The sequence below is a fragment of the Luteimonas salinisoli genome (assembly GCF_013425525.1).
In the GTDB taxonomy this organism is placed as follows: Bacteria; Pseudomonadota; Gammaproteobacteria; order Xanthomonadales; family Xanthomonadaceae; genus Luteimonas; species Luteimonas salinisoli.
This window is the reverse complement of record NZ_JACCKA010000064.1, coordinates 19,712-30,859: the sequence shown is the minus strand read 5'-3', so window position 1 is coordinate 30,859 and position 11,148 is coordinate 19,712. Positions and strand designations below refer to the sequence as shown.

The 11,148-nt window shown below is 69.1% G+C and carries 5 protein-coding genes and 1 tRNA gene; 2 read left to right on the top strand and 4 right to left on the bottom strand.

Features of this window, described 5'->3' with window-relative positions; genetic code table 11:
• Nucleotides 1-210: 210 nt before the first annotated feature.
• On the bottom strand, nucleotides 211-2,784 hold the full coding sequence (locus H0E84_RS10845) for a TonB-dependent receptor (protein ID WP_180678668.1): 2,574 nt from the start codon (nucleotides 2,782-2,784) through the stop codon (nucleotides 211-213).
• 206 nt (nucleotides 2,785-2,990) lie between these two features.
• On the opposite strand from H0E84_RS10845, the gene H0E84_RS10840 reads away from it, so the two are divergent.
• Together H0E84_RS10840 and H0E84_RS10835 are read left to right on the top strand one after the other, a co-directional pair.
• Nucleotides 2,991-5,060, top strand: a complete 2,070-nt coding sequence (locus H0E84_RS10840) for a phytase (RefSeq protein ID WP_180678667.1) — start codon at nucleotides 2,991-2,993, stop codon at nucleotides 5,058-5,060.
• 136 nt (nucleotides 5,061-5,196) lie between these two features.
• A tRNA-Arg gene (locus H0E84_RS10835) sits at nucleotides 5,197-5,273 on the top strand.
• 58 nt (nucleotides 5,274-5,331) lie between these two features.
• Here the strand turns inward: H0E84_RS10835 and H0E84_RS10830 are convergent.
• The 3 genes from H0E84_RS10830 to H0E84_RS10820 are packed head-to-tail and all read right to left on the bottom strand — an operon-like array spanning nucleotide 5,332 to nucleotide 11,145.
• Nucleotides 5,332-8,886, bottom strand: coding sequence for a GH92 family glycosyl hydrolase (locus H0E84_RS10830; RefSeq protein WP_180678666.1), 3,555 nt, complete (start codon nucleotides 8,884-8,886; stop codon nucleotides 5,332-5,334).
• Complete coding sequence (locus H0E84_RS10825) at nucleotides 8,883-10,148, bottom strand: AGE family epimerase/isomerase (protein WP_180678665.1); 1,266 nt, start codon at nucleotides 10,146-10,148, stop codon at nucleotides 8,883-8,885. Before H0E84_RS10825 ends, H0E84_RS10830 begins: the two co-directional genes overlap by 4 nt.
• On the bottom strand, nucleotides 10,138-11,145 hold the full coding sequence (locus tag H0E84_RS10820; RefSeq protein ID WP_180678664.1) for a carbohydrate kinase family protein: 1,008 nt from the start codon (nucleotides 11,143-11,145) through the stop codon (nucleotides 10,138-10,140). The genes H0E84_RS10825 and H0E84_RS10820 overlap by 11 nt, the downstream gene beginning before the upstream one ends.
• Between the last annotated feature and the right edge of the window lie 3 nt (nucleotides 11,146-11,148).

The following is an 11,148-nucleotide window of genomic DNA, read 5'->3' as shown; positions in this document are numbered from 1 at the left end:
CCCGCACCGGGGCGCCGTGCCGGCCCGCCCGCGATATCTCCGCACCAGCAGGGGTCGGCATGCGAATCGCCGACATCGCACTCGCGACTTCCGTCGCTCCCACAAGGGGACCAGCGGGCGGAGGTCCGTTTCCCCTCGGCGTAGAGAAGCCAACAAGAAAAAAGCGGCCCACGAGGGGCCGCCGGAGGAGATCGTGCCGAAGCGGCGGAATCAGAAGCTGTACTGCACGCCGGCCCGGGCGGACCAGCCGTAGATCTCTCGTTCGCCTAGGCGGTTGCGACGTCCCACGTAGGTGCGCATCGCGGCGTCGTTGAGGTTGGAACCCTCCAGGAACACCGTCCAGCGCGGGTTGACCGCATAGCCCAGGCGCAGGTCCCACTGCTTCAGCGAATCGCTGTAGATGTCGCCCTCCGGGTCCTCCTCGTGCACTTCGAGCATGGCCGCGGAGCGGTAGGAATAGGCCAGTCGCGCGGAGAAGCCGTACTTTTCGTACGAGAGCTGCGCCGAGGCGACGCGATCGGACTGGTTGAGCAGCGGTACCTTGTCGGTGCGCTCCGGCAGGCCTTCGGCTTCCGAGTCGACGAAGGTGAGGTTGGCACCGACGCTGAAGCCGTCGAACGGCGACGGCAGGAAGCCGAGCTCGTACTGGGCGTTGAACTCGACCCCCGAGACCGTGGCGCGCTCGGCGTTGGTCCAGGTGCCGACTTCCGCATTGGTGAGTTCCAGCCCGCCGAACACGCCATCCTGGCCGGTGCGCGTGACCTCGTAGATCGGGTTGTCGATGCGCTTGTGGAACACCGCGGCCGCCAGCAGGCCGCGGTTGCCGACGTAGTACTCGACCGACAGGTCGAGGTTGGTCGAGTACAGCGGCTCCAGCTCGGGGTTGCCCATGGTGACCTCGGGCTCGGCGCTGTTGGCGCCCTCGATCTCCACGAACGGCGCCAGCGACTCGTAGTTGGGGCGGCCGATGGCACGGGTGGCGGCGGCGCGCAGCACCAGGTTCTCGCCGACGTCCCAGCGCACGTTCACACCGGGAAACCAGTCGGTGTAACTGCGCGAGCCGTGCACGTTGAAGGCCTGGTCGAGCGAGGCCTCGTCCAGGTCGAAGGCATGCGCCGAGTAGTCGCCGACGGTGCGCTCCATGCGCACCCCGGGGATCACGCTCAAGTCGCCGAACCACAGCCGGGTCATGACGTACGCCGAGGTGATTTTCTCGCTGATCTCGTAGTCGGCGGCCAGCGAGGCGCTGAGGGTGCCATCCTCGTCCTCCTCGAACTCGCTCGGATTGGCGCCGAAATAGGCGTCGGCCAGCGGGCCGCCGACCAGCGGGCCGAAGCGGTAGCGGCCGCCGAAGATGCCGCCGATCGACGCGTTGCTGACGTCGGCCATGGTCAGGTCGCCATCGTCGTATTCCCAGGCGCGCCCGTTCTCGTCGTTGCGCTTGTCGCGCTTGATGAACTTGACGCCGAACTGGAGATCCGAGCCTGCGCTGCCGATGGGAATCAGATAGTCGGCCCGGACCTGATAGAGATCCTCGACCGCGCGCCGGGACTCGGGCTCGTAGAAGTCCGGCTCGTACAGCGCGGGATCGTAGACGGCGTCGCCGTCGGGCGTGACCGAATATGTGCGGCTGCCCAGCGTGTAGCTGCCCGAGACGTCCTCCTGCACGAAACCCCACTCGTCGCGGTGCGGATCGCGCTTGTCCGCCTGCGAGTAGGTGGCCTCCACGTTCAGGGTGTGGTCGCCGAGCTTGAATTCGCCGCCGGTCGACGCGCTGAAGGTGCTGGTGGTCTCCTCGCGCGTGCGTATCGCACGGATCGCCTCGGCGTCCGCGAAGCTGCCCTCGGTCGCCGAGGCCGGGAACAGCGCATCGTCGTCGAACTCGACGGCGAAGGTGTCGCGGGTTTCCGAGTCCTGGTACCTGGAATACAGGAAGCGCAAGAACAGGCTGGCGCTGTCGCTGGCCTTCCAGTCGAAATTGGCCACCGCGCCGGTGCGCCGGCGATGGGTGTCGTACTGACGCAGCTCCAGGCCCTCCGGCACCCAGTGGCCGTCGACCTCGATCCAGTCGCCGGGGTTCTGGATGTTCTGCGAGCCGATCCTGCGGTCGGAGCGGTTGAACGCGACCACCGCGCCGAACTGGTCGTCGGCGCCGAACACGCCGCCCAGCGAAGCGTCGTACTCGTAGGGATGCTCGCCATTGAGATCGTAGTAGCCGTAGGCCGCGCGCGCCGAACCGAAGGTGCGGCCGCGATCGAAGGCGGAGACGGTCTCGATGTTCACCTGCCCGGCGATGGCGTTGGCGTCCATGTCGGGCGTCAGGGTCTTGGCCACGGTCACCGCGCCGATCAGCGCCGACGGGATGTCGTCCAGCTTCACCTGGCGGCCGTCCGGCTCAGGCGCCGGCGCCGTCTGCCCGTTGAGTGTGACGTTCAGCAGATCGGGCGAAATGCCGCGCACCGCCAGGTACCGGCCCTCGCCCTGGTCGTTGACGGTGGTGATGCCCGGCAGGCGCCGTACCGCCTCGGCGACGTTCTGGTCGGGCAGCCGGCCGACGTCGTCGGCGCGGATCGCATCCACTTGGCCGTCGGCGCCACGCTTGTCGTCGATGGCCAGGCGGTCCGCCGCCCGCCGGCCGGTCACGACCAGCCGCTCGAGATCGACGGTCTCGCGGTCGGGATCGGAGGGCGGTGCCTCATCCTGCGCCAGCACCCCCCCAGTCATCAACGCGCACTGGCTCAGCACCAGCGCCTTGAACAACGCGTTTCTGTGCAACGTCCGCATGGTCCGGTCCCTCCCGAGGACAGAGTCCGCCGCGTGTGGGTGGTGCTGGTGAAGCGGCAGGGAAGGAAGATTACGAACAAACTTTCCAAAATTCAACACATTTGGAATTTTTCTTGCAAACCGCTCCGCCGTTGGCTAGGGTGCGGGCAGGCGGGGCGACAGGCCCCCTGCCGCCACCGGCAAGCTCGAGAGGATGGAGGATGGACATGACGTACCGGTTACCGGCCCTGGCGGGGCTCCTGGTCGCGCTGGCGGCCTGTACACCGGGGCAACGGCAGGCGCCCGCCGCGCCCGCGGCGCTGACGGCCCAGGCGCAAACTCGGGGCACCGCCGGCGGCGAAGTGGAGAGCGGGGTGCTGGTGGTCGATGCGGCCGACCCGGCCGCCGCCCGTGTCGTCGGCGCCGCGGCCATGGGCGGGCTGGAACTGTACGCCCTCGACGGCCGACGGCTGACCGCGGCACCGGCGGGCGAGGCGGTCGCGGTCGACGTGGCCTACGACGTCCCGCTGGGCGATGCGCGCGCCACGGTGCTGGCGGCCATCGACGCGCTCGGGCATCGGCTGCGGTTCTTCCGCCTGGAGGGCGATACGCTGAGCGAGGTGGGCGCGCGCCCGCTGGCGCTCGGGTTCGCGGCCGAAGGAGTATGCCTGCTGCGCAGCCGCCTGGACGGCTCGCTGCATGCGTTCGTGGTCGGCGACGGCGGCGAGATCGACCATCACCTGCTGTTCGGCACCGCCGAGGGCAAGGTGGACGCGCGCCAGGTGCGCCGCATCCACCTGCCTTCGCCGCTGAAGCAATGCGTGGCCGACCCGGTCGCCTCCACCGTCTACGTCGCCGAGGAAGCGGTCGGCATCTGGCGCTTCAGCGCCGATGCGGAGGCGGACGTCGCCGCGGTGCTGGTGGACTCCCCGCGCCTGGGCGGGCTGGAGGAGGAAGTCGGCGGCCTGGCGATCCACGACGGCGGCGACGGCGCGCGCTGGCTGCTGGCGTCCGACGCTTCGGCCGGGCGTATCAACGTCTACGACATCGAGCGCGACGAGGCGTTCGTGGGGGCATTCACGGTGGCCCCTGCGGACGGTCCCGGCGCCGCCATCGAGGAGCCGGGGCCGCTGTACGCGGCCGGCGCCGGCCTGGGGACCGGCCTGCCGCACGGCGCGCTGCTGGTGACCGACGGGGACGGCGGCGATTTCAAGCTGCTGTCGATCGCCGACGTCGCCGGCGCGTTCGGCCTGGACCCCGGCACCGGCCAGGATCCGCGCCAGCGGCCGCGCCCGGAGACCGTCACCGTCACCGCGCTGGTGGAAACCGCGCCGGTGGCCAGCTACGGCGACGCCGCCGACGACCCGGCGATCTGGGCGCACCCCACGCAGCCGGAGAAGAGCCTGGTCATCGCCACCGACAAGAAGGCCGGGCTGTACGTCTACGACATGCGCGGCGAAGTGCTGCAGTTCCTGCCCGACGGCAAGATGAACAACGTCGACCTGCGCGACGGCTTCGAGCTGGGCGGCGAGCGGGTCACCCTGGTCGCCGCCAGCGACCGCACCCGCAAGGCCATCGCCCTCTACCGGCTGGACCCCGAGGCGGGCACGCTGGTGGACGTGGCCGACGGTCTGCAGCCCACCGGCATGCAGGATCCCTACGGGCTGTGCATGTACCGCAGCCCGCGCGACGGCGCCACCTACGTGTTCGTCAACGGCGACGACACTGCGAAGAAGCAATGGCGCCTGCTCGACGCCGGTGGCGGGCGCGTCCGCACCCAGCTGGTACGCGAGCTGGCGTTCGACTCGCAGACCGAGGGCTGCGTGGCCGACGACGCGGCGGCAACGCTGTACGTCGGCGAGGAGGACGTCGCTCTATGGCGCCTGTCGGCCGAGCCCGACGGCGGCGACGAGAAGACCGCGATCGACCGCATCGACGCCAATCCCGCCATCGTCGACGATCTGGAGGGGGCGAGCCTGTACGATCTGGGCGACGGGCGCGGCTACCTGGTCGTCTCCAGCCAGGGCGACGACACCTATGCCGTCTACCGGCGCGAGGAGCCGCAGGAATACCTCGGCTCGTTCGCAGTGGTGGCCGATCCGGAGCTCGGCATCGACGGAATCTCCGAGACCGACGGCCTGGACGTGAGCAGCCGCAATCTGGGGCCCGGCTTCGCGCATGGCGCGATGGTCGCCCAGGACGGCCGCAACGCGATGCCGGTCGAGAACCAGAACTACAAGTACGTGCCGTGGCGCGCGATCGCCGAGGCGTTGGGGCTGGAGGTTCGCGGGGAGTGATCCTGTCGCGGCCCGGCGGCGCCCCATCCCCGCGGCCCGCAAGGCCGGGCCGTTTCCCGGCCTTGCGCACCCCGTGCAGGCCGATTTCACGCAAGGCTCGCGCTGGAGCCCGCGATCGTGGAAAATACCCGGCTACGCGCCTGTAGCTCAGCCGGATAGAGTAGTGGCTTCCGAAGCCATTGGTCGGGGGTTCGAATCCCTCCAGGCGCGCCATCCTTCCCATGTCCCGGAATCGGGATGGATCGCTGTACCTAGCCGGTCGTTGCCCGACTCATTGCGCGTTGGCCGAGCGCAACGGCGGCACCGCCGGCACGCCCAGCAACTCGATCTCGGCCAGCGAGAACGTCTGCGGGTCGCTGGCCTCGGTGACGACGAGTCGGTACTGGCGATATTCGGCGGGAGCATCGAGCCGGAACGGACGGGTGTAGCGCGTCCACTCGAAGACCTCGCCGATGCGGCGGTCCAGCTCCTGCCAGGTGTCGCCGTCGTTGGAGCCTTCGAGGATCCAGGCGGTCGGATGGCCGCCGGTGCTGCCCGAGGTGAGCGTGTAGAAACTCACCGCCGCGGACTGTGCCGCATTGAATGCGTAGGTCACCGGCACTGGCGTCGCGCCGGTAAAGACCGCCTCGGTACGCGAGGTGTTGTCGAACAGCGCCTGCCCCGAACCTGATCCGGGGTCGCCAGCCTTCGCCCCGGGCACGCTCGCCGAAGCGGTCCCGCGGCCAGGACCGGTCAAATCGACCAGCGGAGCCGGAAGCGCGTCGCCCATGGTCAGCGACGGCGGCAAGGCCGACGCCGCACTGCCCCACGCGCCGGGCTCGGACGCCATCGTGAATTCGACGTGCCCACCCTCGGCCAGCAGCCGGTGCGGGATGACGGTGCGGTCCCAGGCCTTGCCGTCCACGGCGACGCCGGCGACGTAGACGTTCTCGCGGTCGTTGTCCGGCGCGCTGACCACCAGTTTCCTGCCGTTCTCGAGATGCACGGTGGCCCTGGTGAACAGTGGCGAGCCGATCACCAGGTGCTCGCTGCCCATCTGCAGCGGATAGAAGCCGAGCGCCGCGAACAGCCACCACGCCGACGATTCGCCGTTGTCCTCGTCACCGGGGTAGCCCTGGCCGATTTCCGAGCCGACGTACATCCGCGCCAGCGTCTCGCGCACGATCTCCTGGGTGCGCCATGGCTGCCCGGCGTACAGGTACATCCACGGCACGTGGTGGGCGACCTGGTTGGAGAACCCCCACTGGCCCATCCGCACGTCGCGCGCTTCGACCATTTCGTGGATCACCCGGCCGTAGGAGCCGGGATGAGCCGCGGTCTCTGGCGTGGAGAAATACTGGTCGAGCTTGCGCGCCAGACCGTCGCGCCCGCCGTAGAGGTTGGCCAGGCCCTGGCCGTCGTGCGGCACCAGGAAGGCGAAGCCCCAGCCGTTGGTTTCGGTGTAGTCGTGGTCGTGGCCCCAGACCTCGGGGGTGTAGTCGGCGGCGCCCGACTTCCACCGGCCGTCGATCGCGCGGCCCTGGAAGAAACCGATCGCCGGATCGAACATGCGGATGTAGTTCAGCGCGCGACTGCGGTAGTACGCGCTTTCCGCTTGCAGCCGTTCGCGCGGGATCCGCGACGCCGGATCCTTCGCCATCGCCGCCAGCATGTTGGCGATGCCGTAATCGTTGATGTAGCCCTCCAACGCCCAGGACACGCCCTCGCCCACCGAACTCGGCACGTAGCCGATGAACGGTGCCACGTCCATGCCCTTGCGGCCGACGTGCTCGTTCGGCGGCACGACCGCCGCGTTCTTGATCATCGCCGTGTAGGTGGAAGCCACGTCGATGCCCGCGACGCCCTTCACGTAGGCATCGGCGAACGAAACGTCGGAGCTGGTGCCGGTCATCAGGTTGGCGTAGCCCGGCGAGGACCACCGCGGCACCCAGCCGCCGTCGTGATAGTGCTGGACGAAGCCGTTGACCATCTCCGCGGCCTGGCGCGGCGAGAACAGCGAATAAGCCGCCCAGGTGGTGCGGTAGGTGTCCCAGAAACCGTTGTTGATGTAGACCTTGCCGTCGACGACCGGCGCGCCGGTCTGCGTCTCGGTCGTACCCTCGGCGATGGCGTCGCTGGCGGAGGATTGCACCGCATGCCGCCAGGCCGGAGCCTCGTTGCTGCCGGCGTTTTCGTGCCCGGCATTCGGGTACAGGAACAGGCGATAGAGGTTGGAATACAGTGTGACGAGCTGGTCCGGGCTGGCGCCCTCGACCTCGATCACGCCGAGTTTTTCGTCCCAGGCCCGCTGCGCGCGTTCGCGCACGTCCTCGAAGCTGTCGCCGTCGGCGATCTGCAGCGCAAGATTGTGTTTCGCCTGTTCGACGCTGATCAGCGAGGTGGCGATCCGCATCGTGACCGTGCGGTCGTCGCCGGCGTCGAAACGGAAGTAGCCGGGCACACTGGATCGCGACTCGCCTTCCGGCCCATCGGTTGCAACCAGCTTGTCGCCTGCGACGACCGGTCGGTCGAAGGTCGCGTAGACGAACATGCGGCCGGCGCCGTTGGACAGCCCGCTGCGGGTGTCGGTGTAACCAGTGAGCTCTCCGCTGCCGGGCGACAGGAACAGGCCGCCGCGGTCGTCGACGTTGTCGAAGATCAGGCTGGCGTCGTCGCCCGGGAAGCGGAAGCGGAACACCGCCGCGTGGTCGGTCGGCGCGACCTCGGCGACGATGCCGTTGTCCAGCGCGACGCGATAGTGATGCGGGCGGGCGATCTCGTTCCCGTGCTGGAACGTCGCCGCACGCTCGGCGCGGTTTACGCTGGGCACGCCGCTGGCGATCGACGGCATCACCTGGAAGGTCTGGCGATCGCCCATCCACGGGCTGGTCTCGTGGGTCAGCGTGAGCGCTTCCAGCCGCGGCCGGTTCCGCGCGTCGTTGCGCTTGGCGTATTCGTAGAACCAGCTCAGCGACCCTGCATCGGTGACCGGCGCCCAGAAGTTGAAGCCGTGCGGCATCGCGGTGGCGGGGATGGCGTTGCCCCGCGAGAACGCGCCGCTGGAATTTGTGCCGCGGGTGGTCAGAACGTGGTCGCTGGGCCGCTTCGATGCCACGCCGACCGGCACGTCTGCGATACGGATGTCGTCGATCCAGCCGCGAAAATCGGCCGGACCGAACGGCGCCTCGACGCCGACCAGGATCCGCTCGATCGTCCTGCCGGCGGCCACCTCGCCGATGCGCGACTGCTTGTGGTTCCACTGATTGGTGTAGAGCGACTTCGACTCGCCCTGCCCGCGCGGCGACAGCGCGAAGCCGTGCTGGTCCGGCGCGCCGAGATCGGACAGGGACGTGCCGTCGCTGAAAGCCAGGTCGATGGCGACCCAGGTGCTCGGATAGCGCAGGGCCCGCCCCGCGCCCGACCCGGGGTCGTCGCCGCTGAAGCGCGGGAAGACGCGGTAGGACAGTTCGGTCGCAGCGGTAACCGGGATGGAAACATCGAACACCACGACCCGGGCCTGCCCGCCGGCATCGTCGGCGATCGTGCCGGCGTACTCCAGCGAGTGGATGCCGGTGTAGCCGGCGCCTGTCCGCGCGGTGTACGCGGCATCGGGGCCGTCGGCATGGCGCAGCGCCAGGTCCACGCCCTCGGCCCGTTCGATGCGGCTTTCGACGGGCTGCGGCTCGCCGTCCTCGAAGGACGACCAGAAACGCTCCGCGCCGGGCGCCGCGGCCCGGATTTCAGGCTGCAGCGCACATCCCGCCAGCACGGTGGCGGTGGCGATAGCGATGCCGGCGAACAGCCGCCAGCGCAGGGAAGGGGCAGGGGCAGGGGCAGGGGCGATCATCCGCGCAACACGCTCAACACTTCGTGGCAGGCGCCCATGGTGTGGTAGTCGGTTTTCCCGGCCGGACTCTTCTCGTCGCCGTACTTGCGGTTGCCGGCATCCAGGATCCGATACCAGGCGCCATGTTGGTGATCGACCATGTGCCTCCACGAATACGCCCATAGACGGTCGTACCAGTCCCAGTACTTCGTCTCGCCGGTGCGATGCGCGAGTAGTGCGGCCGCAGCCAGCGATTCGGCCTGGACCCAGAAATACTTGTCGTCGTCGCAGACGTAGGCAGCGCCCGCGACCCTGGCGCTGCCGCTGGCGGCATCGCGCAGGCCCTCGTACGCGAAACCGTAGACCATGCCGCCATGCGCCTCGTCCCATGAATGCTCGAGCGCGGTATCGAACAACCGGTACGCAGTCGGCACCAGCCAGTCGGCCTCGACGCCCAGGCCGGCGGCATGGCGGTCGAGGATCAGCAGTAGCTTGGCCCACTCGGTCTGATGGCCGGGCTGGAAGCCCCACGGGCGGAACAGGTTCCTGGGATCGTCGAGGTGGTAGGTCCAGTCGACGTTCCAGTCGGCGTCGTAGTGCTCCCAGACCAGTCCGCCGGCCCGCGAGGCCTGGCGCCGGGTCATGTGGTCGGCGAGCAGCAGCGCGCGGTCGAAGTAGCGGCGCTCGCCGCTGGCTTGGTACGCGGCCAGCATCGCTTCGCACATGTGCATGTTGGCGTTCTGGCCGCGGTAGCCGCTGAAGTTCCAGTCGGCGTCGGCCTCGTCGCGGTACAGGCCATGCTGCGGTTCCCAGAAGCGCGACTCCAGCAGATCCCAGGTCTCGCTCATCCAGCCGCGCGCTTGCTCGATGCCGACCTTGAGCCCGCACGAGTACGCGAGCAGCACGAAGGCGAGCCCGTAGCAGTGGTTGGTCGCGTCCTCGACCTTGCCGTCGCGCAGGGTCCAGGCATAGCCGCCCGTTCCGGGGTTGCGATGCGCCTCGCGCAAGTACTGCAAACCGTGGTGCACGGCGCCGAGGTACTGCTTGCGCAGCGCCGCATCCTCGCCGAACTCGCGTGCGGCCATCGCGTAGTTGAAGACGAAACGGGCGCTGCTGACGAGATGGCGGTGGCCGCGATCGTAGATCGTGCCGTCGTCCTTGAAGTAGTGGAAGAAGCCGCCGTCCGGATCGATGCAGCGCGGGTGGTAGAACGCCATCGTCTTCGCGACGTGGGCGCGCAGAACCGCCGGGGAGCGGAAGTCGGGCAGGGCTTCAGGCGACATGTTCGTGTTGGTTCCCGAGAAGTCGTTGTACTTCGGCGCGGTCGGGCATCGCCGAGAATGCACCGTTGCGGGTCACCGCCAGCGCACCGACCGCAGCGGCAAAACGCAGCGCGCGCACGACCGCCTCGCGGTCGCGGACGAATGCGGGCAGGCGGCCGGCGTCGATGCCGGCCTCGGCCAGGTGGAACAACAGGCCCCCGACGAAGGCATCGCCGGCCGCGGTGGTATCGATCGCCTTGACGCGGAACCCGGTCAACTCGCCGGTCTCGCCGCCACGGCCGTACCAGCGCTTGGGCGCGGGGCCGTCCGTGACGATCACCCACTGCGCCGCCCCTTCGAACAATCGCTGCAGCACGGCACGTTCGCCGGCGTCGCCGCCGCCGAAGCCTTCGGCAAGGTAGTCGAGCTCGTTGCGCGCGAGCTTCACTACGTCGGCGGCCTGCAATGCCCGCCACAGGTACGGGCGCGGATCGACGCCGATCGGCCACAGCATCGGCCTCAGGTTGAGATCCATGCTGACCAGCACGCCGTTGTCGCGCGCCATGCGCATGCCGTCCAGCGTGGCCTCGGCGATCGCCTCCTCGGTCAGACTGTTGGAACAGACGTGGAACGCGCCGGCATCGGCGAAGCAGGCGGCGACGAAGTGTTCGGCCCGGAACATCAGGTCGGCCGCCGGTGGTCGGTAGAAGCTGAAGCTGCGCTCGCCCTCGTGGTCGAGTGCGACGAACGCCAGCGCGGTCGGGGCCGCGTCGGTGCGCACGACGTAGTCGGTGCCGACGCCGGCCGCGCGCAGGCTGTCGAGCAGGAATTCGCCAAACATGTCTGCACCGAGCGCCCCGACGAACTGCGCCGGCGCTCCGAGCCGCGCCGCCGCTACCGCGACGTTGGCCGGCGCCCCGCCGGCATGCTGCACGAACGCGCGCGGGGTATCCGGCGTCGCCGCCGGCTGGGCGAAAAAATCGATCAAGGCCTCGCCGAAACAGATGATCTTGCGCATGAC

What these genes read in the sequence shown, in the direction of transcription:
- H0E84_RS10845 (WP_180678668.1), bottom strand. Translation starts at nt 2,784, where the DNA reads ATGCGGACGTTGCACAGAAACGCGTTGTTCAAGGCGCTGGTGCTGAGC.
- H0E84_RS10840 (WP_180678667.1), top strand. Translation starts at nt 2,991, where the DNA reads ATGACGTACCGGTTACCGGCCCTGGCGGGGCTCCTGGTCGCGCTGGCG.
- H0E84_RS10830 (WP_180678666.1), bottom strand. Translation starts at nt 8,886, where the DNA reads ATGATCGCCCCTGCCCCTGCCCCTGCCCCTTCCCTGCGCTGGCGGCTG.
- H0E84_RS10825 (WP_180678665.1), bottom strand. Translation starts at nt 10,148, where the DNA reads ATGTCGCCTGAAGCCCTGCCCGACTTCCGCTCCCCGGCGGTTCTGCGC.
- H0E84_RS10820 (WP_180678664.1), bottom strand. Translation starts at nt 11,145, where the DNA reads ATGCGCAAGATCATCTGTTTCGGCGAGGCCTTGATCGATTTTTTCGCC.